Annotated in this window: 19 protein-coding genes; 1 reads left to right on the top strand and 18 read right to left on the bottom strand. The window is 46.1% G+C overall.

Features of this window, described 5'->3' with window-relative positions; genetic code table 11:
• Window positions 1-164 precede the first annotated feature (164 nt).
• Window positions 165-1,085, top strand: coding sequence for an AraC family transcriptional regulator (locus NLBNIHML_RS28020; RefSeq protein ID WP_494353280.1), 921 nt, complete (start codon window positions 165-167; stop codon window positions 1,083-1,085).
• 57 nt (window positions 1,086-1,142) lie between these two features.
• Here the strand turns inward: NLBNIHML_RS28020 and NLBNIHML_RS28015 are convergent, their stop codons facing one another.
• From NLBNIHML_RS28015 to NLBNIHML_RS27930, 18 genes are all read right to left on the bottom strand, one after another.
• Window positions 1,143-2,063, bottom strand: a complete 921-nt coding sequence (locus tag NLBNIHML_RS28015) for a hypothetical protein (protein WP_494353279.1) — start codon at window positions 2,061-2,063, stop codon at window positions 1,143-1,145.
• Window positions 2,064-2,448: 385 nt separating this feature from the next.
• Window positions 2,449-4,308 (bottom strand): adenine deaminase, encoded by a 1,860-nt coding sequence (locus NLBNIHML_RS28010; protein ID WP_494353278.1) that lies wholly within the window; start codon window positions 4,306-4,308, stop codon window positions 2,449-2,451.
• A 312-nt stretch (window positions 4,309-4,620) separates the two neighbouring features.
• The gene (gene helD, locus NLBNIHML_RS28005; protein ID WP_342572535.1) at window positions 4,621-6,996 is read right to left on the bottom strand and encodes an RNA polymerase recycling motor HelD; all 2,376 of its coding nucleotides are present in this window, start codon (window positions 6,994-6,996) and stop codon (window positions 4,621-4,623) included.
• A 244-nt stretch (window positions 6,997-7,240) separates the two neighbouring features.
• Window positions 7,241-7,702, bottom strand: coding sequence for a pyridoxamine 5'-phosphate oxidase family protein (locus NLBNIHML_RS28000; protein WP_472478784.1), 462 nt, complete (start codon window positions 7,700-7,702; stop codon window positions 7,241-7,243).
• A 133-nt stretch (window positions 7,703-7,835) separates the two neighbouring features.
• A complete protein-coding gene (locus NLBNIHML_RS27995; protein ID WP_339241310.1) occupies window positions 7,836-8,903 on the bottom strand; it encodes an FUSC family protein in 1,068 nt (355 codons plus the stop codon).
• A gap of 297 nt (window positions 8,904-9,200) precedes the next feature.
• A complete protein-coding gene (locus tag NLBNIHML_RS27990; RefSeq protein ID WP_342572533.1) occupies window positions 9,201-9,872 on the bottom strand; it encodes an HD domain-containing protein in 672 nt (223 codons plus the stop codon).
• Window positions 9,873-9,876: 4 nt separating this feature from the next.
• Window positions 9,877-11,313 carry an NAD-dependent malic enzyme gene (locus NLBNIHML_RS27985; protein ID WP_339241306.1) on the bottom strand — a complete coding sequence of 479 codons (1,437 nt, stop codon included), beginning with the start codon at window positions 11,311-11,313 and terminating at the stop codon, window positions 9,877-9,879.
• A gap of 203 nt (window positions 11,314-11,516) precedes the next feature.
• Complete coding sequence (locus NLBNIHML_RS27980; RefSeq protein ID WP_342572532.1) at window positions 11,517-13,589, bottom strand: beta-galactosidase; 2,073 nt, start codon at window positions 13,587-13,589, stop codon at window positions 11,517-11,519.
• Between the two features lie 131 nt (window positions 13,590-13,720).
• Complete coding sequence (locus tag NLBNIHML_RS27975; protein ID WP_339241302.1) at window positions 13,721-14,806, bottom strand: glycoside hydrolase family 53 protein; 1,086 nt, start codon at window positions 14,804-14,806, stop codon at window positions 13,721-13,723.
• Between the two features lie 32 nt (window positions 14,807-14,838).
• The gene (locus tag NLBNIHML_RS27970; protein WP_076326910.1) at window positions 14,839-15,717 is read right to left on the bottom strand and encodes a carbohydrate ABC transporter permease; all 879 of its coding nucleotides are present in this window, start codon (window positions 15,715-15,717) and stop codon (window positions 14,839-14,841) included.
• A 29-nt stretch (window positions 15,718-15,746) separates the two neighbouring features.
• Complete coding sequence (locus NLBNIHML_RS27965) at window positions 15,747-16,637, bottom strand: ABC transporter permease (protein WP_074094500.1); 891 nt, start codon at window positions 16,635-16,637, stop codon at window positions 15,747-15,749.
• Between the two features lie 190 nt (window positions 16,638-16,827).
• Window positions 16,828-18,519, bottom strand: a complete 1,692-nt coding sequence (locus NLBNIHML_RS27960; protein WP_339241299.1) for a type 2 periplasmic-binding domain-containing protein — start codon at window positions 18,517-18,519, stop codon at window positions 16,828-16,830.
• Window positions 18,520-18,642: 123 nt separating this feature from the next.
• Window positions 18,643-20,271, bottom strand: coding sequence for a response regulator (locus tag NLBNIHML_RS27955; RefSeq protein WP_339241297.1), 1,629 nt, complete (start codon window positions 20,269-20,271; stop codon window positions 18,643-18,645).
• Window positions 20,272-20,327: 56 nt separating this feature from the next.
• Window positions 20,328-22,097, bottom strand: a complete 1,770-nt coding sequence (locus NLBNIHML_RS27950; protein WP_494353277.1) for a sensor histidine kinase — start codon at window positions 22,095-22,097, stop codon at window positions 20,328-20,330.
• Window positions 22,098-22,395: 298 nt separating this feature from the next.
• Window positions 22,396-23,094, bottom strand: a complete 699-nt coding sequence (locus NLBNIHML_RS27945; protein ID WP_339241292.1) for a hypothetical protein — start codon at window positions 23,092-23,094, stop codon at window positions 22,396-22,398.
• A 179-nt stretch (window positions 23,095-23,273) separates the two neighbouring features.
• Window positions 23,274-24,806 (bottom strand): ABC transporter substrate-binding protein, encoded by a 1,533-nt coding sequence (locus NLBNIHML_RS27940; protein WP_339241290.1) that lies wholly within the window; start codon window positions 24,804-24,806, stop codon window positions 23,274-23,276.
• Between the two features lie 133 nt (window positions 24,807-24,939).
• Window positions 24,940-25,848 carry a carbohydrate ABC transporter permease gene (locus tag NLBNIHML_RS27935; RefSeq protein WP_339241288.1) on the bottom strand — a complete coding sequence of 303 codons (909 nt, stop codon included), beginning with the start codon at window positions 25,846-25,848 and terminating at the stop codon, window positions 24,940-24,942.
• Between the two features lie 17 nt (window positions 25,849-25,865).
• Window positions 25,866-26,852 (bottom strand): ABC transporter permease, encoded by a 987-nt coding sequence (locus NLBNIHML_RS27930; protein ID WP_339241286.1) that lies wholly within the window; start codon window positions 26,850-26,852, stop codon window positions 25,866-25,868.
• Window positions 26,853-26,868: the final 16 nt, after the last annotated feature.

Genomic DNA, 26,868 nt, shown 5'->3' with positions numbered 1-26,868 from the left:
CCCCCTTTGGTTATACTATAATAATATTGATATTAATGATGAATTTCTTCTCTTATTTTGACCAAATATATCACGATTTTGATAATAACCATCCGATTCTTGAACATCAGCACCAATCTATGGAAGCGATTACATTAATAATGATACAAAAAGGAGAATCTGATATGGAACGTGAACGATTACGGGAAGACCGAATACACGGGAATGCCATGTATCCAGTCAGTGTATACCCGGATATACAACAACTGAACGGCGATAGCATTCTGGATTGCCACTGGCATGATGAAATGGAGTTCACCATGGTTACTCAGGGCTGTGCGGTCTTTCAGATTGATATGAACACCATTGAGGTTCAAGCTGGAGAAGCCATTTTTATCAATCGAGGTGAGATTCATGCAGGTTATCTGAAGGGTGATGTTCCCTGTGTATTCTCTTCCATTGTATTTAATCCCGAGCTGCTTGGCAGTCGTACCTTCGATACGGTACAGGAGAAATTCATCGGTCCACTGGTGCGCAAAACCGTAGTTCCCCCTTTTCATATCAAAGCAGATGAGGATTGGGGACAAGAAATTCTGGATCACCTGAAGCGCATATTTGCCGACCATGCTTCCCGAACAGAAACGTGTGAAATGTCAACGAAAGCATACCTGTATCTCATATTTGCCCGAATGTTCGAACATATGAAACCTGTTCCGCTCAAAGGCACCGTAGCTACAGGGAGCCATGACAAGGTAGAGCGCCTGAAATCCGTGCTCGGGTATATCCACAAGCGTTATCCTGAACCATTGAAGCTGAAAGAACTGGCCGATGAAGCCAATATGAGCGAAGGACACTTCTGCCGTTTTTTCAAACAGATGGTGCAGAAAACTCCGGTTGATTACATTAACTATTACCGCGTTCAACAAGCCTGCGTCCAGCTTGAGAATACGGATCACAAGATTGTTGATATCGCCATGGATGTCGGTTTTGATCATCTAAGCTACTTTATCACCACATTTAAAAGGCATAAAGCCACCACGCCTTCACAGTATCGCAAAATGTTCTATGAGAATGTGGCCATGGAATCTGCCTTGGTTCAGGTATAATAGAAGAAGGTGCTCACAGCTCTCTGGCTGCAAGCACCTTCTTTATTCATTGGTGTCTCACTTTTTCAATGTCTTCCATGAAGTGTATTCATGTACGGAGAAACCGTTAAAGGACGCATGTACTGAAGCCATTTTTTCGACCAACTTCAATTGTGCTTCCATATAAGCAGATCCTTCCTCATAAAAAGTAATGAAGTCGCCTTCCTTACTTTGCTTTGTTTCCACAGCTATGGAGATCGTTTTGCCAAGCAGAGCCGCTTCTGCAAGTTCATCCTTCGCTACACTATAGATTGCAGCAGCTGTATCACGGTAAGCCATAATCGTGATGGAATCAAACTTGCGAATCATCCAGCTGCTTACGGCCATCGTTGAACCCGGAATTTTGTAGTTATCGAGCCAGAAAGGCAGATCAGCCGCTACCGGCATCTTCATCCGTGATGCTCGCTCAACAATGTACTCCACATTTCCTTGCCACTGGGTAATCACACTGGCCTGATTGATTTTCCATTGCGGGTGCACATGTGGCTCGATATCCAGATGAATACCCGCAAATTTCTCATTGGGTAATGCCTGCGCTTGATAAGCCTCAATCCAGTCCAGGAAAGATGCAATCTGCTCCCGACTCTCCGTCAATCCCCAGGCCGATCTTCCATCCATCACGTCAACCGCAATATTCTTGTCTCTCGCCTGGCGGATAAAGCTTTTATACTCAGGAATTTTTATATCCCGGTTCATCTGTAGATAGATCGTATTGATCTTATTGGCTGTAGCGTAAGTTAACACCTCTTGAGGATTACTTCGGATCTGGGTAGTATCCCACACCCATGTCGCTCTCACGGGTGCATCAAGTTTCCCATGAATCGTTGCATACCTGTCGACTGAACCATCCGCAATGGCTTTGGAAGAACAGGCTGTACTTGCGCACAGAATCAAACAACACAGTAACAAGATAAAACGATACCCCTTTTTGCTTTTCATATTTGTACACTCCCTCTGAAGTTATCAGCCCTAACGTGCAAATCTGGATGAAATTGTGTCGTTTCATATTCATTTAATGGAACCTTATTAGTTACGACGAATTTAGATTGCTTCTATATGCAATATCATCTTTAAGACTTACGACGAAAGAATCATATAATTATATTTCGGGAATTCGTAGTTCTGTATGTATAGTTCAAAAGTCACAATTATTCACTATTTTCTAAATTGACTCCTATTTCAGCGCGACTTCAGTCATTATTGCCATATGCACACCAAGATCCAGAAGACCTAGAAAGCGTTTTCTCCCAATACGCACAAAAAAACCGCCCTAAGGCGGCTTTTCATGTATATCCATTTATCGAGCTCTAATCGATAAATCTATTCATTCATTACCCGATGGAACTGCCGGTGTACTGTCAACCACTTCATCGAAAAGGGAAACCAGTTCGATTCCTTCTGCCGAGATCCGCACAAGCCCCTTGTCCGACAACCGTAATTCCGGAATCACTACCAGCGCAAGCAACGAAAGCGTCATGAACGCATTATTCAACGTACATCCTGCGGACTGTAAAGCTTCACTGATTGCTGCCGATTGGGCTGCAACGACTTCGAAAGACTCGGTTGACATCAAACCTGCAATCTGCAGCGGGAATTCGGTCACCCCTGCTGCCGTTACCACGGCTACCCCACCTTGCATGCGAATGACCCGGTTACCGGCTTCGGCCATCAGGGCATCATCATTACCGATAATCAACAGGTTGTGACTATCATGAGCCACCGTCATCGCAATTGCTGCAGGTGATGTGAAGCCAATGCCTCCAACAAGAGCAACCGCCCGATTCCCGGTTTGTTTGTGACGCTCCAATACCGCGATTTTGCATACTTCCCCGGAAGTTGAAACCACAACCTTGCCGTTCTCTACGGTGACTGGCAGGTGTTTCTCCTTTGTATCCACATGGTTCTCTGTCACATGAATGATTTTGGCACCAATCGTGCCATCTGGAATCGGTGCAGCCAGTTCCAGATCTTCTGGCTGAATATTCGCTTCCAACTTCACCGTGTTCAGCGCTTCCTCCGGATACGTGAAGCTGTCCCAGACCGCCGTCATTTTCCCGTTCTCGGCCACCACTTGCCCGGCAGCAATCGTCATGCCCACACGTACATCCGCCAGCCGGCCGTCCAGCAGAATAATATCGGCTATATTGCCCGGAATAACCGCACCAATGTCGCGCGCAACGCCGAAGCGCTCAGCTGTGTTAATGGTTGCCATCTGGAAAGCCGTAACCGGCTTCACACCTTGGGAGATTGCGAGACGAACAACAAAGTCCATATGCCCTTCTTTGAGCAGGGATTCAGAGCTTCGGTCATCGGTTACCAGCATCATCCGGCGTGTATCCAGTCCAAGCTCCGTACAGGCTTTGATCGTCTCCGCCACATCATGCCATGCCGAACCTTGACGCATCTTCGCATACATCCCGAGTCGCAGACGTTCGACCACATCTTCCTTGGTTACACATTCATGATCCCCCGTAACTCCACTCGCTGCGTACGCCGGCAAACGCCAGTCATCTGCTGCCCAGGTGAAGTGACCATCTGCCACTTTGCCAGCCCGGAGGGTCGCCTGGATCTCACCAATCATCGTCTCGTCCCCGTAAACGACACCAGGGAAGTTCATCACTTCCCCAAGACCAATCATGTCCGGCCCCCAGGAAAGAGCCTCAGCCACCTCTTCTGGCCCGATATAAGCACCTGTTGTCTCCAGTCCCGGATGGGTGGAAGGCACACAGGAAGCCACCTGCATATAAGCAGCCATCGGTGTGGTCCGCGCTTCATCCAGCATCAGCCTCAGACCTTTGAGACCAAGCACGTTGGAGATCTCATGCGGGTCAAAGAAACCTCCCGTTGTGCCTGAAGGCAATACCGCTCTCGCAAACTCGGTTACTTTCATCTGAGTACTTTCAATATGGCAGTGTCCATCCAGCAATCCAGGAGCGATATATTTGCCGTTCGCTTCAATAATCCGGGTATGTTCTCCGATCGTGTGGCTTACATCTTTACCAACATAAGCAATTCGAGCTCCTTGTACAGCTATGGACATCTCAGGCAAAATCTCACCTGATATCACGTTTACGAGCGTGCCTCCCCGAATGACCAAAGTCGCTGGCATATCTCCCCGGGCTGTAGCGACCAGATCCGGTACACAATCGGCCATAAGCGGCCGTTCAAAAGATGATTTGTTCATATTGTTGCCTCCTTTAATAAACGATCCAAAAAAAATATATTGTTACGATTATATGAGTCCAGACCTCATGTGTAAAGAAAAATAACATCCATTGTGCCTCAATACAAATTATGGAGTCATATTTATCCACAGAACCCAATCCTTACGAATTCACGTTAGGTATTTTCATTCCATACGATCACCTATATGGCTGGAATCTCATCATGTATACGTCCCTCGTGAAGTTAGCTTTTTCCCGATATATGTATCATATACAGAAAGACTCCCGTTCCACTGAACGGAAGCCTTCTTCATGCACATGAATGTGATATGTCAGTCCACTTGCGCAGCAGACACCTTGCCAAAATCATACCATTCTTCCGACTGCGAGGTAATGAAAGGACTCGGTGTGCCCATGCAGTAAACGTGCAGCAGATGCATCGCTCGCGTACAAGCCGTGTAGAACAATTTGCGTTCATGCTCATGGGCATACTGCTCCGCAGAGCCGTCATAGATCAGGACAGCATCAAATTCCACACCTTTGGCCAGATACGCAGGAATGACATGAACACCCTGTTCAAAAGCCAGCGTCGTTTTCTTAATTAACTTCGGTGCTGAGGGCAGTATCTTGCTTAATGCAGCATGTACCTCTCTGCTCTCTTCGGCGGTCTTGCAAATTACGGCAACTGATTCATACCCTTCCTCAATTAAGTGCTTGAGGTCTGTCGTGATGACGTTCATATGACGATCGGAATCAGAAGAAACGATAACTTTAGGCTTCTCGCCGCTACGGTTAAATGGAATGATCTCTTCCCCGCCAGGCACCATGCCACGGGTAAACTCCACGATCTCCCGGGTAGAACGATAGCTCCTGGTCAGCTCAATTACCTCTGTATTGTCTGGACCGTACAGATTAGTCAAAGGTCCTGTTCCACTAAGGACTGAAGAGTGGGCATAGATCGCCTGATTGAAGTCACCGAGTGCTGTTATTTTCGCCCGAGGGAACAATCTCTTCATAAATGCCAATTGAAACGCAGAATAATCCTGGGCTTCATCAATAATGACATGACGAATATTGGAGTTAATATGGAAACCAAGCATGAGCTCACGCAGGTACAAGTATGGCGTAATATCTTCATATGCCAACTCCTGGAGCTTCAATCTGCGTAAAGTCATCCTACAGATTTCATCCCATTGGGCAGGCAACGCTTCGTCACCCAGCAATCGCACCATCTGACCCTCATCGTTGAACAGATGTGCATATAATTGTCTTATATCGACGAACCGCAAGGACTTGATCCATTTCCGTAACGGTTTGAGTCGGTCACTGACTACCATACGTGCCAGAATTTCTCTTTCTTGCTCGAAGTCATTAAACGTATGGGTCTTTCCTTTTTGCTTACGCTTTAACCGTTGGTATGCACGTTGCAGATCCTCCGGCTCCATCAGATCAAGCTGCTGATCGACCCAAGGCGCATCCAGTTCACCTTTACCAAAGGCAGACAGTTCTTTCAGCATCCAGTCCCGCAACATCTCCAGTCGGCTCACCAGCTTAACGGATGACTCGAAACTGTAGAATTTCTCAGCCATAGCCTCTGACGTAACAATTGCTCGGCCCTGGAAGCGAACCGGCTTGAATTTCATGCCACCTGACAGCATGCTCTCCTTATAACGCGTAATGACTTTCAGGAAAGATTCCGAGGATTTGAACCGAATGCTGGACATGCGAACATCATAATCGGGATCTTCTGTTCCCGTAAGTACATATTCGAGCTGAATAAACGGATCTTCCAATTGATATTCACGACCCAAACGGCGCTCCAGATACTCCTGGAAGGTCGTTTGCAACATATTTTCCTCCCCAAGCTCAGGCAGTACCGTGGAGACATAACTGTTGAACATCGGGTTTGGTGAAAAAAGAACCATCTGATCCGCTTGCAGATGCTCGCGATATTTATAGAGAAGATAGGCCACACGCTGGAGCGCGGCGGATGTTTTGCCACTCCCGGCTGCGCCTTGCACAATAAGCATGCGTGTCCGGTCATTACGGATAATCCGGTTCTGCTCCTTCTGAATGGTCGCAACAATACTCTTCATCTGTGCATCCGAAGTTCGACTGAGCACGGCCTGCAACAATTCATCGCCAATGGTTACGCCTGTATCAAACATAAAACGAATCCGTCCGTCCCGAATGACAAACTGCCGCTTCATCTCTATATCACCGCTGATCTCCCCGCTTGGTGTACGATATGTGATCGGGCCCGGTGCTCCGTCATAATAGAGGTTGGAGATCGGTGCACGCCAGTCGTAGACGAGAAAGGATTCCTCTTTCTCGTCTAATAACGATGCAATCCCTAGATAGATGCGTTCCGCATTCGGGTATCCATCTTCCTTGAAATCGATCCGGCCAAAATACGGTGAATGATGCAGTCGTTTCATTTTATCCAACGCCGCCGCTGTATTGAGATGACTGCGCTCCCGATCGGACAATACCTGAGACTGCTGCCGCATGCTGGTTGAAGTTTCCCCCACATCGTCCGCTTCGCTAAAGTTCATTGTCACTTCGTCCCAGAAGTCTTTTCTCATGCCAACCACTTCATCACGGAAGGAACCGACTTCATCTTCTAACGTTGTGATCTTGCGTTCAATCTGATCGGTCACCATGTTGACCCGTTGCTGCTCTTCGCTCCATTGCTGCTCTGTACTCATATGTTAATAGCCCCTCTTTCCCCGGATTGTGTCCTCAAAATCCCATTTGACAAGCCCGAAAAGGCAATGGTATAATTATTAGAAAGTAAACATTTTAATTATATGTTAATTAGTTCTAATTTTCTGAAAACCATTTTTTATTGTACCAGTGACAACGTCCCGATGCAAGCGGAGGCGTTTTTTGTTGTTTTCATCTTCATTATTACCCAATCACTGGGTCCTCAACTGATCAAACTGTTTATGCCTACTTTTGTAATTCTTCAATCGTCTCTTGCCAACGTGTAATTGCTCCAAGTTCATCTTTTAGTTGAAAGGTTATTCCTGAAGTAATCTCCGCATATGGCGCATGATCCATACGTACTTGGAGCACCTGTGCTTCAAAACGATCTCTCGGATGAACAGCCCCCTTAATCTCAGGCAGCAACTCTACTTCCATACGAATATGCAGCAAACGTTGCCCTTGAACCGCAATCAAGGTAGCCTTGCCTGTTTTGCTCATGTTCATACTGGTCTGTGTACCTTGCCACAGAGCAAGTCTAAGCTGACGGGGACTTATCGCAATCACTTCCCCCATACTAATCATCGCCTGATGCGGCCACTGATCCTCGGATACGGTCAGCAGTTGCATCGCTTCATGTTGTTTATGCTCCAGATTTGTCCCACTCAACCATTTCATTAGTTCAGCGTCCAATTCCTCTATAATCATGTCTATCCCTCAGTTCGTTAAAATTCATTCATGCCATTCAGCTGTATGTACGACAAAACAACCCGGACACGATTGTCCGGGCAATGTTGTAATTCCATTGTATATGATCATGAAGCAGGTACGCAATTCGCATCTAAGGCCACTTAAGCCAATTCAAAATTTTGTCCTGTGATTCTTTGTCTTCACTGGAGCTATGCACATGCTCGGCAAGTCGATTCAGACGTTCCAACTGATATCCGTAATCATAAATCGCAGCAGCCACGATCGACAGTCGTAACATGCCTTCCTTGTCGATATCAAACTGGGTGATCGCCTGCTCCATGAAACGGTCATTGTCCAATACAAACTGTGCGGCCTCTTCTCCATTCGGTTTCAGCTTATCCTCGAACTTGAGCAATGCATGCTCATGGAATTTAATTACAAGTTCCAGATGAGAATCAAAAAACTGATCCATCGCTGTTGACCGTGGTGCCTGGAAATAGTGACGTTCAACCGAATCCAGCACCTCATAGCCTTTTTGCAGACTCAGCAGCATTTGCTTGTAGACTACCATCTGCCGAGTTTCGCTGAATTTCGAACGTTTCATCTTTTTCTGTTCCTCTTCGAACAAGTTATACTTGTCAGACAAAGACTTAATGGAACCGCCCAGGTTGCTTTTCTCCTCCCGGAATACAACTTCCTTGATTTCATCCGAGATTGAGGTTCGCAGAAGCAACGACATGCCGCTGAACACACTCTGGATCTGCTTCACGAACTGAATCTTCGGTTTCGGAGGAAATACCGTAATGTTGATGAGAAACGCCGATACAATACCAACCAGTGTCAACAGAAAACGATTGAGTGCAAAATGCCAATCACCCGAAGCTTCCATAATGGATACAACCGTGACCAGTGTCAATCCAACCGTCTCACCCATATTCAATTTAAGACAAATCATGATGACAAGTACAATAATTAATCCAACAGCGATTGGCTCATTGGACAATACCATGCCGCCAACCAGGGCCACAATAGCTCCAAGTGTGGTCGTTTGCAGCTGATCCAGAAAGTATTTCCAGGAGCGATAGATGGAAGGCTGCATCGCGAATATAGCTGCGATTGCGGCAGGCACGGGAGATTGCGGGTTCAAAAACAGGCTACTAAGGTACAAGGCAAGCGTGACCGCAATTCCCGTCTTAAGTACACGAGCACCAAATGACATGGTGGTGACCCCTCCTCTTTACCGAACCTGAAATTTTACATTTGATAATCATGTTCATTATTACCCCATATTTCTTTTTTTGCCTGAATACATTCAGGAGAACGATTTATTGTACCATGGAAGACCTTCCGTTGCCATGTCATAAGTCAGAGGTACTATGAAATGGATTCATTTATGTATGTTAATACACATTATTAACCTAAAAAGAAGCAAATCCTCAAAATGGATTTTCACCAATTCGAAGATTCGCCTAAGTTTATATTATCTCTAAGGAATACTCATGCTTACGATGCCTGCCTAACGGTCTGTACCCGCCCACTCTCTTTTGAACTGGTCCACGAACTGCACCATATAATCATGACGCTGCTTGGCCAGCTCCTTGCCATAAGTGGTATTCATCAGATCCTTGAGCTTGAACAGCTTTTCGTAAAAATGATTAATCGTTGTGCTGCGCCCGTTGCGATATTCCTCACGGGTCATCTGCTCCCGTGGGGGAAGGGACGGATCGTACATCTCGCGTCCTCTCGCTCCTGAAAAGGCAAAGGTGCGTGCGATCCCAATCGCACCCAATGCATCCAGACGATCCGCATCCTGCACAACCTGTGCTTCAAGCGAATTGACCGCAGGACGCTGGCCTCCCGCATATGAGATGGTGCTAATAATACCCACAACCTTATTACGTATATCCGGGTCAAGAGGCTGGGTATCCAGCCATTCATTCAGTTTCGCCATTCCAGCTTCCAAGCTCTCATTCAGCTTTTCATCCGGTACATCATGTAATAATGCCGCCAGTTCGCAGACAAATGGATCTGCACCCATGCGGTGAGCGAGTTCGACCGCAAGTGCAGTCACTCGTTCAATGTGCGGCCAGTCATGACCATCACTATGCTTGGATGAATCACCTTGAACAAAAGATCGGGCGGCTCGCAGAACAGACTCTCCTGCCGTTATTTCATCTAACTCTGACATCTTATTATTCCCCGCCTTCACGGGACTGTTCACGTGGAATACGTCGAGCTACACCCGTCTTAACAGCTGCTTCAATGACGCGACTGCGCATCGATTTGACCACTTTATCATTGAACACACTCGGAATAATGTAATAACGTGTACGCTCTTCATCCGTAATGGCCGAAGCAATCGCTTGAGCGGCTGCCAGCTTCATTTCTTCATTAATTTCGGTGGCTCGGCAGTCCAGAACTGCCCTGAAGATGCCCGGGAAACATAACACGTTGTTGATCTGATTCGGATAATCGGATCGTCCCGTTGCCATTACCGCTACAATGTCTTCCACCAAGGCAGGCATAATCTCAGGTACCGGATTTGCCATTGCAAACACGATTGGATCTTCTGCCATGGTCTGCACATCTTCGCGAGTCAACAGATTGCCGCGGGACAGGCCGATGAACACATCGGCTCCGCGAATAACATCACGCAAAGAGCCAGTCTCCAGTTCGGGGTTAGTACGAGCTGCATAATCACTCCAGACTTCATTCTCATAAGTTTGTGTCCGTACAATTGCCCCCTCACGATCGACACCTATAAGCCGGCTGGCTCCCGCAGACAATAATATGTTACTGCATGCTACACCTGCTGCACCAATACCACAGACCACGATTTTCACATCTTCAATGGACTTGCCAACCAGTTTGAGCGCATTGATCAGACCGGCATATAACACAACTGCTGTGCCATGCTGGTCATCATGAAATACCGGAATATCCAATTCTTCATTCAGACGACGTTCAATCTCGAAACAGCGAGGTGATGAGATATCCTCCAGATTAATACCGCCAAAACCAGGTGATATCGCTTTCACAGTACGTATGATTTCCTCGGTGTCCTGTGTGTCCAGGCAGATTGGGAAGGCATCCACACCTGCAAATTGTTTGAATAACATTGCTTTACCTTCCATGACAGGCATCGCTGCACGAGGACCAATATTACCAAGTCCAAGCACGGCACTGCCATCCGATATAACGGCCACGGTATTCCGTTTAATTGTTAAAGAGAAGGCTTTGCCAGGCTCTTCTGAAATGGCTGAACATACACGAGCCACATCCGGAGTGTACACACGTGACAGATCTTCCCGGTTGTGAATCGGTGTCTTTGGTGTTACTTCGATCTTACCGCCCAGATGAAGCAGGAACGTCCGATCTGATACATTAATAATGGACACACCTTTAAGCTGGCGCACCCCTTCTATAATTTTACTGTTATCTTGTGCATCTGTAACGGCGACTGTCAAGTCGCGAACGCTTACATCCTGATTGGTAGAAATCACGTCGATGGCAATGATGTCTCCCCCAGCTTCCGAGATGGCCGAAGCCACTTCGCCAAACTTGATATCCTTTGTTGTCATTTCCAGTCGAATAATAATGCTGTTACCATCCAGATTTCTTTGATTCATTTCCATTCCTCCCAGACTGAAAGTCTTGAGTTACAAGTTACCTGTTTGTCTTCGCTGCGCGGACACGTTTATCCTTTATCTTGTCCAGAAAAAGTGGTTCAACAGCCATATACTTAAAATAAAAAGATGCCCTAAACACCAATGTCAGGCGTTCAGGGCACATTTTTAGTATCTTAAATCTTTATAAAGTAAGGATGAACCTATTATTTCCGGGCAGCCGGTCTGCGCAGGACACGAATGTCATATGGATTCAAGCTAAGACTGGATTCCACAGCATCACCACTGAGCAGATCCGTGTAGGACTGTGCATCTAATTCAATCCGTTTCTCATCTGGTGTATAGTTCTGTACAAATACATAATCTGCTGTACCATCTGTACGCGTATGTGCCGTTGTTCCGGCAGGCAGTTCTGTTTGAAGTCCACGCTCAATGTTCAGGTCAGCGATTAGTTTTGCGTAGAAATCATCATAGAATGGTGCTTTCAGACGTGTCGCTACATAATACGCTTTCCCTGAGCCCAATTGGTTAACTGTCAATGCCGGGCGTCCGGCATAGAAGTCAGAACGGTACGTAGCCAGAGACTTCGCGCCTTCCAGATGGATCAGATCACACAGTTCAATCGCATCGTACGCTGTATTGAGCTGAAGCTCGTTACCCTGCTCGGGGATAATTCCGTTCAGATCACGATCATGCAATCCGTCAATTTCCTCGGACCAGATGCCAAGTGTCTTACGCAGTGGGCCTGGGAATCCACCCAGGAAACACAGATCGTTTTCGTTTACAATACCAGACCAGTAAGTGGCTACAAACGTACCGCCTTGTTCTACAAACTTCTCAATGCGTTCGCCAACACCTTCACGTACCAGATAGAGCATTGGAGCAATCAACAACTTGTACTTGGACAGGTCTGCATCCATATCAATAACGTCTACAGCGACTCCTTTTTTCCAAAACGCTTCGTAATGCTCCTCCACGGTCTGCTCATACTTCACACCGATATTGCGCGGACCCTGTGAATCATTAACAGCCCAGCGGTTTTCCCAATCGAATATGATTGCAACTTCTGATGGAACCGCTGTTCCTACAATGGCTTCCATGCCTTCAAGCGCCGTTCCTACGTCGGTGACATCTTGGAACACACGTGTATGTTCCGTTCCTACGTGGTCTACCACCGCACCATGAAGTTTTTCGCTGGAACCCCGGCTCTTTCTCCACTGGAAATACTGAACACTATCGGAACCGTGTGCTACAGCCTGGAGAGAAGAGAGCAGATGCATGCCCGGTTTTTTCAGCTTGCTGACATCTTGCCAATTCGTCGAACTTGGCGTACTCTCCATCAGCAAGAACGGCTGACCGCCTTTGATGGAACGAACGATGTCATGCATCATTGCGATCCGGGACGCCTGTTTCGCGTCGTCATCTGCATCATGCCAAGTGGGATAACTGTCCCAAGAGAGGAAGTCCAGAATATCAGCGAACTTCCAATAGTTCAGGCCGCCATAGAATTCCATCAGGTTGGTTGTGACTGGCAGATCGGGATTCTGAGCTTTCAATGGTTTCGTTTCATGCACGATAAAATCAGCTGTCTGATCCGTAACGAAACGGCGCCAATCCAGATTCATTGCATGGACCTGTGTCTCACCGTGTGGAGCCGGAGATTCCACTTGACTCCAGTCTGTAACCGTATGGCTCCAGAATGTAGTCCACCACGAATGGTTCAGTTCATCAAGTGTTTGATACTTCTTCTGAACCCAACCACGGAATGCTTCCTGACAATAATCACAATGACAGTCTCCGCCAAACTCATTCGAGATGTGCCAGCCGATAACAGCCGGATGATCTGAATAACGTTCTGCCAGTCTTGTATTGATTGCAGTAACCTTCTCACGGTATACCGGGGAAGTATAACAATGGTTGTGACGGAAACCATGCAGATTGCGGACACGATTCTCGGATACGCGGAGCACTTCCGGGTACTTGGCGGACATCCAGGCAGGTCTGGCACCACTTGGTGTAGCTAGGAATGCATAGATGCCGTTTGCTGCAAAACGATCCAACACCTGATCCAGCCATTCAAACGTGTATACACCCTCTTCCGGCTCAAGGGATACCCATGAGAAGATACCAATGGACATCACGTTACACTTGGCAAGCTTCATCAAGCGAATATCTTCTTCCAGAACTTCAGGGTAGCGGAGCCATTGCTCCGGGTTATAGTCTGCGCCATGCAACATGTGCGGGGCTTTGGAACTTACAGGTGCATATTTGTATGTCATAAGGACAACTCCCTTGCTTTTGAATTACAATTTTTATTGAATACAACGATATTCACGACTCAAATTACCAAGCTTATCTTCTGGCATGACTTCATCTTTTCATCAGATACCACTTGTGAACCTGTATGATATTACACGTATGTCACAACATCAGATTCTTCCGTAGTAGCTAGTGCTGTAAACGATTCCAACTTCCGACCTTTAAAATCAAACATGGTGAGGTTGCCCCAGTTATTCGGATGTCCAACGGACCATTCTTCTTTACTTGGTATCCATGCAGGTTCCCAATAATAGAATCCGTGCCCCAAACCACCAGGAACTTCGCGAATAATCTGCAACAGATCCTTCAGATATCGGGTCTGCCCCTCTACACTTGCAGGGTATCCTGGCAACAACAATTCTTCCTGATTCAAAATCCATTCGATGCCTTCTGGCTGCTCCAGTGTCCATGGATAAGCCGTTTCAACCACATTGACAGGTTTGCCATAACGCTCAGCCAGATCATGAAGATTGTCGCGTAACGCATCAAGTGTGCCGTGCCACCAAGGATAATACGATAGACCAATGATATCGAACTCCACACCGAGTGCTTCAAAGCGATCGTAAAACTTGCGGCTCTCGGCGTTATCTCCACCACGATCAATATGTATCATAATCTGGATATCCGGGTCAACGGATTTGACCGCAGCAATTCCGTACTTCACAAGGCCTGCAAAACGCTCCCACTGTTCATCCGTATCATGCTCTTCTCCACCAACACGTCCCTCATTCCATAACATGCCTGGCGTAATCTCGTTGCCGACCTGCACCATGTCCGGAAGCGCATCGTTTTCCTTCAACGTTCTCAGAACATCAGCCGTATACATGCATACTGCACGTTGAAGCTCTTCATAGGACAGATTCTCCCATGCTTTCGGCTTCCATTGATTAGCTGGATCAGCCCAACGATCAGAGTAATGGAAATCAAGCAAAAATTTCAATCCCTGTTTCTTGATCCGTTTGGCTATCTCCACCGTGCGCTCCAGATTGCAGAATCCACCAACAGGATCATTCCAGATTCGAAGTCGAATCGCGTTAGTGTCATTGAACTTCAGGATGGACAGCAAGTCTTGTTCCTTGCCATCCACATCACTGTAGCTCCCGCCATGCTGTTCGATTTCATCCATAAAAGACACATCCATTCCCAGAACGAATGTCTTTTCCGTCAAGTTGCTCACTGTATCAACCTCCATTAATTTGGGGTACAGGCTCAGCCTTTAACTGAGCCCAACGTCATACCTTTGACAAAGAAACGTTGCAGGAAAGGATACACAATCAAGATCGGTGCACTTCCGATGAAGATCTGAGCTGCCCTTACCGTAGTTTGAGAGAGAGCTTCCATTTCTTTTGGATTCATGCTCATGCTACTCATGTCACGTCCAATAATGACCGTTTGCATAAATGTAGCAAGTGGGTAATCCTTGGCGTTATTCATATAGAGCAATCCATCAAACCAGGAATTCCAGTGGAACACCATACTGAACAATGCAATGGTTGCAATGGACGGCATCGAAATGGGAAGGAAGATACTGAACAATGTTCTGAAATGGTTAGCTCCATCCATCAGTGCTGCTTCCTCCAGCTCTTTTGGAATACCGCGGAAGAAGTTCAGCATCAGAATGACCAGGAATGTGTTAACTGCCCCCGGGAGCACCAGTACCCAGAAGGAATCCATCAACCCAATCTTCTGAATAACCATATAGAATGGCACGAGTCCCCCGTTGAAAATCATGCTGAATACAAATATCCAGGAGTAGATCGTTCTGCCTTTGAACTCACTATTTTCTTTGGACAATGGATACGCCGCCAGGAACGTAATCAGCAACGTAATGGCTGTACCGATCACTGTACGCAGGAGCGAGATCCAGAGCGAGTTCAAGAAAATTGGATTGTTCATCGTTTTTTTGTATGCCTCAAGTGAGAAGCCTACAGGCCAGAGATTGACCAGATTTGCATCAGCAGCAGCCTTTGTACTAAAGGATACTGCCAGTACATGAATCATCGGTACAATACACATGATGGCGACCAAAATCAGAAAGCAGGTATTGACTATATTAAACACGCGATAAGGCAATGATTTATGATACATCGTGGTCCCTTCTTTCTCTGTTCATTCGTTTAGAATATGCGGTATCCGGCGTATTTTTTGGCTAAGCTGTACGATACAAGAATCAAGATCATGCTAATAACCGATTTGAATAATCCGATCGCCGTTGCAAAGCCCATCTCACCATTTTGCATTGCGGAACGATATACGAATGTATCAATGATGTCACCCGTTTGATATACGAGCGGGTTATACAAGTTGAAAATCTGGTCAAATCCGGCATTCAGTACGTTACCAAGTGCCAGTGTTCCCACAACCATCAGCATCGGCACAAGTGAAGGAATTGTAATGTGCAGTGTCTGTTTCCAGCGTCCCGCTCCGTCAATTTCTGCTGCTTCGTACAATGCTGGATTAATTCCGGCAAGGGCAGCCAGAAAAACAATCATGTTATAGCCAAATTCTTTCCACACATCTGTCAGAATGACCGTAGATCGGAACCAGCTGTTGTCTCCCAGGAAGAAATATGGCCCGAGTCCGAAGGTTCCCAGAACCCGGTTAACCAAGCCGCCTGTTGACAACAGATCTATCAAAATCCCGCCCAGGATGACCCAGGACAAGAAGTGAGGTAAATAGACAAGCGTTTGAATCGTACGCTGTATAGCCATCTTACGAACCTCATTCAAAAGAATGGCAAAAACAAATGGAACAAATAAATTGAAAATCAGTTTAAGTACAGCAATAATCAATGTGTTCCAGATGACCTGTAAGCTGTCTTCACGTTCAAACAAATATCTAAAGTTGTCCAGCCCGACCCATTCAGAACCGCTAATTCCAAGCCATGGCTTGTAGTTCTGGAATGCCATAATAATCCCGCCCATAGGCACATAACTGAAGATAATCAGAAAGATAATGGCTGGCAACAGCATAACGTGGAATGGCCAAGTGCGTTTCAAAGTTCTCATGATTGCTCCCCCTGTATTTCTTCCTACTCAAGTACTCCCTGAGTGGCTTATATTGCGATTATATCAACCTTTTACGGGGTCCAAACAGCACATAAAAGCAATATAAATGGCACAAATTCAACCACTTTGCCGCAGCTTGAATAAACCAAAAAAAAGCGCCCAGACGTTATCGTCTGGGCGCTGCTTAAAACTATTTTTTCACACTGTCATACCATTCGTTAACCTCTTGCGTGATTTGGTCACCGCCACCCGATTTCCACGTTTGTACAAAGGTATCAAACGCATCAGCCGGATTTTTGCCATAGATAATTTCGTTAAATGCCTGGTTCTCGATTTTGTTCAGATAGTCCAGCTTGGATTTCATCGTCTGTGTTGTTGGACCTGTGAACATGTTTTTGAAGGAGATTTCTTCCTGGCTCAATAACACTTTTGCTGCGGCAGGAGTTTCTTTACCGTAATTGACAGCAACGTCTTTCTCAAGCTTCGTTTCAGGCTCTTTGCCATTAGCCAGATTCATCAGAGCTTTCATCTGTGCATCTGGAATACGTGCACCATCACGAACAAGCAAATAACGAACTACGTTCACGTATCCGCCTTCGATCTGGTCAATCGGCAATTGTTTCCCGTTTGCATCCAATTGATAGTCATAACCTGCAAACAGACCATTATCATAAGGGCTGCCCGGTGCTGGGTCTGCATAATTGTCGAAGAGGTAATTCTGATACGTAAAGAATGCTTCTGGATGTGCCATATCCTTTTTGATCAACGTAACACCATTCACGAACTGTGTTCCGTGACGCATCGCTTTTCCTTCAGGACCGGTAGGAATTTCAATCGGTTTCCATACCGCACTCGGTACATTTTTCACTGTATCGAGAAGTGGCCACCCACTCATCCAGTAAGGTCCTGGAATAATGCCGGCAGTTCCTGCAACGGCTGGCTCTGCTGTTTTGTTCTCATCCCATAGCGCTGCTTCCTGCGGGATATATCCTTTTTTGAGCCATTCGCTCAATTTGGTCAGACCTTGTTTCATACCCGGATTGATGGAGCCATACTCCAACTTGCCATCCGCAGCAAGATTCCATTGTTGAGGTAAGGTGCCATATGCACCAAATATCCAAGATACATCTCCCATCCAAGTGTTCATGGATGTTTTGAAACCAACGCTGAGCGGAGTGACTTTATCCGGAGCCAAGCCGTCCGGGTTATTGTTTTTGAATGCTTCCATAACGGTTTCCAGCTCATCGATTGTTTTTGGTGCTTTCAGATTCAACTTGTCCAGCCAATCCTGACGAATCCACAACAAATAATCATTGTTGTAGGCATAGTCCAGAACAGGGATACCCATTCTTTTGCCATCACGACTATATTGGTTCCAGACGTTAGGATCTTGCTCCATCGCTTTTTTCCATGTGTCAGAAGCATATTTGTCGAACAGTGGACCGACCTCTTCGTACATGCCAGAGTCGATCAAGTCTTGAGCAACGAGATTGTCCGCACTACCAATCGTCACGATATCTGGCATTTCCTGTCCAGAGGACATAGCCAGACGAAGTTTAGTTGCAAACGCACTGTTTGTGTCTGTTACTGACCAGAGCGCGCTGACATTAATCCCGAATTTTTCCTTGGCCCACTTGGTTGCCACGTTATTTTCCATGGATTCGCCATTTTTAAACTTCAGCTCAGGATCGATTCCCCATGCTGTTGTAATGGTTACTTCCGGATCATACTTTTCTTTGTATTCGTTTTGGGTTCCAGACGTACTTGGTGTTGCACTATCTCCGCCCCCACTGCCTCCTGAACATCCTGCAAGAACGACAGTTAGACTCAGCGTTGTAGCGAGAAGCGTCAAGAATCTCTTTTTCGTTGATTGCGCTCTCATGTTGTTCCCCCTTAAATCGTTTTGGTTACCCTTTCATTATAGGCTGACCAGGACTTTGATCCTATGATACGAAATCAAGATTTCTGCACCTTTGCCAACCTATATTCTGGAATGTTGTTGTAATTATGCCTGATCCCGAAATTCATTGGGTGTCATCCCATAATGCTTTTTGAACATTTTGCTGAAATATTGCGGATTCTGATAGCCAAGTTCACTCGTAATCTCGTATATTTTTTTGTTGCTATTTTTAAGCAGATATAGCGCGCGTTCCATGCGCATCCGAATCATGTAATCCCCGAGACCTTCCCCAGTCTCTGCCTTGTAGATTTTTGATAGGTATACGGGGTGCAAATATACCTTGTCCGCAATCATCTTCACCGACAGATCCTGTCCCGTATCACTTGTTACCAGCTCCTGAACCTGCTTGATCACATGTCTGCGGCTCTGCACACCTTCCTGATCGGACAACTCTTCCTGAAGCTTCGCCAGCATCTCGGTTGCCCAGCGCCGCAGCTTCTCGGGGGATTGGATCAACTGATGAGCAAGGAGCAGATCGAATCCCGCATGATCAATTTCATGTACCAGATGCCCCTGTTTATGGGCAATATACATGAATGCATTGGTTACAGACAGATACATCTCATACACATGTTCTCGGGACAATCGTACCTGTTCTGCCGCGTCAAAGACCGTGTTCAGCTTACGCGCTGCCGCTTCCCATTGCTTGGTCTCAAGCAATTGCGGAAGTACAGGCGGTTTGTACAACTCTTCGAGCGCCTGGGTCGCATCATTCTCCGATCTTTTGCCGAGTGCCTGATCCATGTCCATATATATAATCTTGTGTTCTTCCGGTCCTGAAAGGACAAGGGAACCCAGGCTTTTTCGATAAGCTGCTGTCAATTCATTAAAAGGAAATGATGGTGTAACGACCATGGACAGATCCCCCTGTAGATATCGAATGACATGCTCACGGAAAGTTTCAGCTGAGGTTCTCAACGTCTCCAAGTCCATCTGCGGAGCTTCGATCTGTCCCTGATTCTGCAAAAACATAACCAGACACTCATGAGGTCCGCGACCAAACCACACGTTGAATTGCTCTCCGAGCACTTCCTCTGCAATATTCCCTACCGCAAAATCCATCAGATCCAGAGATTGCTGATCCATTGATGAGAAACGTCCTGTGAGACGAATCAGCATCATCACAGCCGATTGTTCCGGGTCAATATGAATCTCATATTGTTGCAGTTGTTCCCGAAGTGCCCGCCCCGTAATCTCACGTCCCAGCAGCAGATCATGCATCAGATTTTCCCGTAAAATTTTATAGTCAGACTTCCGACTGTATAAAAGCCGGTGATATTTGTCGAATTCATCCCACTCATCACGAAGAGATGTGATGGCTGCCGACACGGAACTCATAAATTCATCATCGTTCACAGGTTTCAAAATATAATCCGCTGCCTGCAATTGAATCGCTTTCTTCGCATAAGTAAAATCACTGTGACCAGTCAGCAAGATACAGCGAATATGGGACCAACGCTTGCTTACCTCTGCAATTAGATCCAGTCCGGACATGCCCGGCATGCGAATATCGGTTACCACAATATCTACTGCATTTTCCTCCATAATCTCCAGCGCTTCTTTACCGGAAGCGGCACGAAACACAGTCGTTACTCCAAGCTCTCCCCAGGGGATTGTAAGTTCCAGACTTTCTGTTACATACGTTTCGTCATCTACTAGCAGTATATCTATCAAGCAAGTCACTCCCTATCTCGTTCGTTATGCACTAAGTTCAATTTCTAACCAGGCTCTCACATGTTCTCGATACTATCTTGGCTATCTGGGAGAAGCTCCCTCTCGGCAGGCCACGATAGTGTAACCCGTAATCCACCAAGTTCCGATTCCGTTATATCAAGCCCTGCCTGCTCCCCATATCGAAGCTGGAGTCTCTGATTCACATTCCACAGGCCACAGCCCATCTCCTGATCCATCGTTCCCTTGAGCTTATTCAGAAGCGCCTCACGTGCCTCCTGAGTCATGCCTTGCCCGTCATCTTCTACGACAAGAACCATGACACCGCCCTGTTTTTCCCCAGAAACCCTTATTTCTCCGGCTTCCGCATCCGCTTCGATACCGTGGATTACCGCATTCTCCACCAGTGGTTGTACAATCAGGGGCGGTACTTCCTCTCTTAACATCTCATCAGACAGATCAAGCTTGTAATGAATTCGGTCCATACGCATTCGTTGGATCTCCAGATAACAGCTGACAAATTCAATTTCCTCTGTCAACGGCACTACATCCCGCTCCTGCCTTGTCGTATAACGATAATATCGGGAGAGGTTATGCGACATCGCGACAACCGCATCCATACGCTTCAGCTTCGCCATACTCGTAATGAAGGAGAAACAATTATAGAAGAAGTGCGGGTTAATCTGCGATTGCAGCTGCTTCAAGCGGGCTTCACGCACATGAATCTGTTCCAGGTAAACGTGTTCAAATAACTGCTGGATCTGCTCCACCATCAAGTTGAACCGTTCAGACAGAAAACTGAATTCATTGCGACCCTTCGGCTTAATCCTCACCGAATAATCTTCCTGCTTCAACCGCTGGAAACCGCGAATAAGTTGTTTCACTGGTACCTGCACCTGGACATATAACAAGTAGGCCACGCCAAAACTCATCAACAACAAACAAATCATCGAAGAATAGAAGAGCATATTCGATTGATGAATCGGCTTCAGAATATCGGATAAAGGCATATAGTCCACCAGATACCAGCCTGTCGTGCTTGATTTCACGGTGTTAACCATGTAGGGCTCGCCATCTATCACCACAGTCCGATTATCCACATCCTGAAGTTCATGGATGGACAGTTCTTTCATCAATTGTTTCGTTAACGAACGATCCGAAGTCCGATTATAGATAACTCCCGATTCTTCACGGAAATAGAAGGGGTCATGCCTGCCATCGTCCTTGAATTTATCGAGCATATCCCGAATGTTGTCACTATCAAACTCCAGTTTAATAATCGTTTCCGCATTATTAGCCGGGTCTTTAATGCCGTATGGAGATACGGTAATCCAGCTAAACATAAACCGATCGTCTTCCCCATCCTGAATTTTGCGTACATCCCAACCGGAACTGATATTCTCCCTTAGCGCTTGTTTATCGTAAGAACGTGCATCCCTTTCCGAAACCACCCTGCCCAGCGAAGGAGAGTACAGATATAACTTTGTCGCCCAATTGGATGAGCTTTCCTGAATACTTAGCTTATTCTGAATACGTTTGACCAGATTGATCGCATCCAGGTCAAAGTAGTTACTATCCGCGTAGATTCGCCGGAAGCTGGCAATGTCAGGATCATGTATGAGCAGATTCGGCCAGGAGGATAACAGCTCGATGTGCGTGTTCACTTGATTTTGGAAAAATTCAAGCTGGTTACTATTCGATCGATTCAACTCATCTCTGAGAACAGCTGTGGTTTTGTGATTGGAGTACCAGTACAGAAGCACTACAGGAATCAGCATAATCAGAATAAGAATGACCATTTTGGAAAACAGGTTTGTCCGATATGACATCTTTTCATCTCACCTTGTCTTAATTTGTCGTGACATTAATTGTAATGATGTAAGCGGTAAAGACAAACTATTTTTTTGAGACAAACCAATTCATTATCTAGCGTAAGCGTTACCAATTGAAGGGGGAAGGAGATAAAACCAATATTTCAGCACTAATTGCAACTTCCACGCACAAAAAGAGCCAGCCATGAGCCAGCTCTTAATCTGATTTTAGTATATCTCTTTGAACGTTCTATCTAGATTGACCTTATTCCACATCTGTTTATGTAATTATTCTTATTTTCTATAAAAATATCAACTATGGCATATCGTAATCAAACACCGTATTCGCTCCATCCACGCCTACATCGAGCACAATATCCATGAGTTTCCCGCTGACGTACAGTGGGGATTCCGCTTTCCCATAAAACTCCAATTCCCCTGTAAACGTTCCATGGGGTTCAATCTCAATATGTACTGGCCTTAATTGGACAGACCGCAAGGCTTCCAATAGTGGATCATCCTTAAACTTATAACTGCGTGCGAGATCGGGCAATAACACAGCGGATACGGGATCTCTACCGTAATTTTTGAGTGTCAGGTCACAGGTTGCTCGGGTCTCACCCGTTTTCAGTACGTTAAAGGTACATGAGCTTGCATTCTGGAGATAGGATACCGAATCTATGCCTTTAGCCTCCCACTTGGCTATATACATGAATTTATCCGTCATATATGAGTAACTGAGAACAAGAGCGAGAACAACAATCCACAACCCTTTCGCAAGTCCCGGAAACGACCGACCAATCTCTTTGCGAGTAAGATAAAAGCCACAGGCGAAGATCCCCAATCCGAGGAAAAGTGTGATATGTACACCACTTAAGTAAGATGTAGTATACGGTGATATACCTATTGCTGACAGTATTGTATCTCCAACAGAAAAACCAAGATGATGGTTAAATGTAAAGATGATCGCAAATAGCAATAAAGCCCCAGAGAACACAAGTCTGGTCCTCGACACACAAACACCCCCTAATCAACCACCTGATTATATCATATTTTTCCTAATTATGATTAACAATCCAAATCAAAAAATAACAATAAAAGAACGTCTTCGGTTGTTCACCGAAAACGTCCTTTTGATTTGTCACCGACAAGAGCTTGTAGAATACAAGTCTCTTATCATAACTGATGATCATTTTATTTACTTTTGGCAAGGAATGCATCGAGTTGTTCCTGTTTGGCTGCAATAATTTTATCAATTCCCGCTGCTTTCAATTTTTCCAGATATTTCGGAATCATTTCATTTGGATCAACGGCGCCCGATGTCATGCCCGGCTTGAACTGTTTGTTCACGTTGTTGACTGCAGCAATTTCATTTTTGACCGATTGACTGTTGAATGTAAAGCCCAGTGCTGGGGACTTCACACCTTTGGCGTTAAATTCTTTGAACTTTTCCCACTTTTGCGGGTCTTCATTATCCCAGAGGAAGTTCAGGAACTGGTTACCAAGCTGCCACTGGGCACCTGGATTGTAGGTACGACTGTTGGCATCTACGCCTTCAGGGAGAGTAATGATATTATCCTGTCCGTCTTTTTTCACATAGTGGGTGCCTTCAATTCCGAAGTTCAGCAAGTTGTTAATTTCCTTGTCGGAATGCAGCAGGTTAATGACCTGCATCGCTTTCTCCGGTTGCTCGGAAGAACGGGAGATTGCAAGCATTGCTCCAGATGCATCACCTGTCGTGATTGTCGGCTGTGTCATCTCAATCTGAGTCAGTGGGAAACCCACATACCCTTCTTCTTCTTTATCCTTGCCTGGCTTCATGCCATCTGTCCAGAGAAACGCTTTTCCAGCCTTCGCTTGGTCTTTCGGAAATACATTGGACGTAGCAGCATCACTATTGATATATCCTGCTTGATACCACTTGCGGGCGAGTTCAGCCGCTTCTTTGAATTCAGGCGTCTCCACTTCATTCAGAACCGTTGTTCCGCCTGCAGTTTTGGAGATCACTCCAGGTACGGAAGCATCACCGAGATAATCCCAATCCAGATTCTCTAACAGCCCGTTACCATTGGTGTTGGACATATAGAATGGTGTAATGCCTGGCTCGTTTTCCTTGATTGTTTTGAGCAGTGGCTCCAGATCAGCCCAAGTCTTTACAGCCGTCAGGTCCAGCTTATACTTGTCAGCCAGATCTTTACGTACCAACACACCCCGTGTGGCAGCGAGTTCCTTATTCGTAGGAACCCCGTAATTCACGCCGTCCACCTGGGAACCTTCCAGAAAGGCAGGGTCCAGGTTTTTCTTGATATCCTGACCATAGGTATCCAGCAGATCATTCAATGGCAAGAATGCACCTTTCGCTACATTCACCGTGTAGTTCTGCCAAGCTGCAGTGAAGATAATGTCTGATTTTTCACCCGAGGAGATCATGAGATTCAGCTTGTTATCCCATTGCCCCCAGTCAATCGCATTGATCTTAAGCGTGGCTCCAATCTTCGGCTCCATCTTTTTGTTAATCTCGGCTTCCACCAGAGCGACATCCTTCTGTGGTGTCCCTGGATAAAACAGTGTCACTTCGTAGGGTTTGCCCCCACCTTCACTTGCTCCTCCGCCTTCTGCGCCAGGTGTTGTTGTTCCACCCTTGTCTGTTGAGCAAGCTGCCAGCACCAGGCTCAGCGCCATAACTGTTGCCATCATGCGTGACCATACCTTTAATGATCTAACCAATTGAACCCCTCCTGTCATGTGTTGAACCATACAACCGATTTCCCCAATTCACAAATAAACCTGTAACTACTTCTGTATATGCCCTTTCAGTCCATCTTCATTTACCTTGCCCTCTCCGCTAACCGGTTCAGAGTTATCCCTTCACAGCGCCAACCGTAAGACCTTTGATGAAATAACGCTGGAAGAACGGATATGCCAGTACAATGGGACCAATACCGACCACAGCCATCGCCATTTGCAGCGTTTTGTTAGGCAGATTCAGCAAGCCACCCTGCGACGAAATCTGTGAAGAGACGTTGGAGTTGGTTGTTAAATATTGAATATCGAGCAGCGTTCGATACATAAGGTACTGAAGGCTGATCGTCCGGTTATCTGATATAAAAATCATGCTAAGGTACCAGTCATTCCAGTAATTCAGTGTACTGAACAACGCGACGGTTGCCATAACGGGAAGAGAGAGCGGTAGTACGATACGTGCAAACGTTCTCAATTCTCCTGCACCATCAATCCGAGCGGATTCCAGAATGGACACCGGAATGGAGTTCGCGAAGAATGTACGCATAACCAGTACAAAGAATGGGGATAGCAGTAGCGGCAGTATGAGTGCCAATATGGAGTTTTTCAGATCCAATACATTGACATAGACCAGATACCAAGGTACCAGACCTCCATTGAACAACATTGTGAAGAAGATGAAAAAGGCGAACCAGCCCCGGTAAGGCAGATCTCTTCGCGAGAGCGGATACGCATACAATGCGGTCAGCGCAACACTTGTTATGGTACCTACAACGGTAACAATAAAGGATATACCATACGAGTGAAGGATCTGATCCATATCTCTGAACAGAAACTCATAAGCCGTCAGGCTGAACTTCTCTGGAATAAGCTTATATCCATTGGCAATTACGGTTGTCTCGTCCGAAAATGAGATGGCGAAGACAAGCAGGATCGGCACAATACAGGCAACGGCATAGAATAGAAACATCGCATGAATAACGGATGCGGAACGCTTCGATACGGCTAGTGGATCATGTGATTTCACAGCTGACTTGCCTCCTCTCAAAATAATGCATTATCTTTATCTATTCGTCTTACAATGGTATTGGATACAAGAACCAGCACAAATCCGACGATGGCTTGATATAGACCTGCTGCTGATGACATTCCGATATCTCCACCGATAAGGAACGTACGATATACATAAGTATCCAGTACATTTGTTACAGGGAACAGTGCTCCTGACTCCAATGGAACCTGGTAGAACAGGCTGAAGTCCGCATAGAATATACGGCCAATCTGCAATAACGTCATAATGACGATTAATGGTATGAGGAACGGAATGGTGATGAAGCGGATCTGATGCCATTTGGTTGCTCCATCGAGCACAGCTGCTTCATAGTATTCTTCATCGATACCCACGACAGCTGCCAGATAGATGACGGCATAATATCCAATGTTCTTCCAAGTATTCACCAGTGGCAAAATATACGGCCAATACTTCGGCTCGGAATACCAGTCGATCGGCTGACCGCCGAACATCTGCAGAATTGTGGAGTTCATGAACCCTGAATCCTTGCCCAGGAAAGCCAGTACCAGATAACTGACCACAATCATGGACAGGAAATACGGCAATAACATAAGTGATTGATATAACTTGGACATTGCCTTGTTTTTCACTTCATTGAGCAGAATAGCAAGCCCGACACCTACAAAGAGATTCAGTGCAATAAACACGGTGTTATACGCGAGTGTATTTCGGGTAATTTCCCATGCATCACTGGTTGAGAACAAATATTTGAAATTGTCCCATCCACTCCACGGGCTTCCCCAAATACCATCAGCATAGTTTACATTTTTGAATGCGATCAGAACGCCGAACATCGGCATATAGTTGTTCACCAGCAGAAACAGGACACCTGGCAAGAACATGAGATACAGCACCTTGAATTTGCCAAGATTGTGCCACACAGACTTGCGCTTTCGGACTGTTTCTCCCGGTATTTCCGATATCCGTACTCCCTTACCCGCCTGGGGTTGTGTCTTCATAACTTGTTCTCCCTCA

It is taken from the genome of Paenibacillus sp. JNU01 (assembly GCF_059130585.1).
This window is presented reverse-complemented; position numbering and strand designations above follow the sequence as displayed.

What these genes read in the sequence shown, in the direction of transcription:
- NLBNIHML_RS28020 (WP_494353280.1), top strand. Translation starts at nt 165, where the DNA reads ATGGAACGTGAACGATTACGGGAAGACCGAATACACGGGAATGCCATG.
- NLBNIHML_RS28015 (WP_494353279.1), bottom strand. Translation starts at nt 2,063, where the DNA reads ATGAAAAGCAAAAAGGGGTATCGTTTTATCTTGTTACTGTGTTGTTTG.
- NLBNIHML_RS28010 (WP_494353278.1), bottom strand. Translation starts at nt 4,308, where the DNA reads ATGAACAAATCATCTTTTGAACGGCCGCTTATGGCCGATTGTGTACCG.
- helD (WP_342572535.1), bottom strand. Translation starts at nt 6,996, where the DNA reads ATGAGTACAGAGCAGCAATGGAGCGAAGAGCAGCAACGGGTCAACATG.
- NLBNIHML_RS28000 (WP_472478784.1), bottom strand. Translation starts at nt 7,702, where the DNA reads ATGATTATAGAGGAATTGGACGCTGAACTAATGAAATGGTTGAGTGGG.
- NLBNIHML_RS27995 (WP_339241310.1), bottom strand. Translation starts at nt 8,903, where the DNA reads ATGTCATTTGGTGCTCGTGTACTTAAGACGGGAATTGCGGTCACGCTT.
- NLBNIHML_RS27990 (WP_342572533.1), bottom strand. Translation starts at nt 9,872, where the DNA reads ATGTCAGAGTTAGATGAAATAACGGCAGGAGAGTCTGTTCTGCGAGCC.
- NLBNIHML_RS27985 (WP_339241306.1), bottom strand. Translation starts at nt 11,313, where the DNA reads ATGAATCAAAGAAATCTGGATGGTAACAGCATTATTATTCGACTGGAA.
- NLBNIHML_RS27980 (WP_342572532.1), bottom strand. Translation starts at nt 13,589, where the DNA reads ATGACATACAAATATGCACCTGTAAGTTCCAAAGCCCCGCACATGTTG.
- NLBNIHML_RS27970 (WP_076326910.1), bottom strand. Translation starts at nt 15,717, where the DNA reads ATGTATCATAAATCATTGCCTTATCGCGTGTTTAATATAGTCAATACC.
- NLBNIHML_RS27965 (WP_074094500.1), bottom strand. Translation starts at nt 16,637, where the DNA reads ATGAGAACTTTGAAACGCACTTGGCCATTCCACGTTATGCTGTTGCCA.
- NLBNIHML_RS27960 (WP_339241299.1), bottom strand. Translation starts at nt 18,519, where the DNA reads ATGAGAGCGCAATCAACGAAAAAGAGATTCTTGACGCTTCTCGCTACA.
- NLBNIHML_RS27950 (WP_494353277.1), bottom strand. Translation starts at nt 22,097, where the DNA reads ATGTCATATCGGACAAACCTGTTTTCCAAAATGGTCATTCTTATTCTG.
- NLBNIHML_RS27930 (WP_339241286.1), bottom strand. Translation starts at nt 26,852, where the DNA reads ATGAAGACACAACCCCAGGCGGGTAAGGGAGTACGGATATCGGAAATA.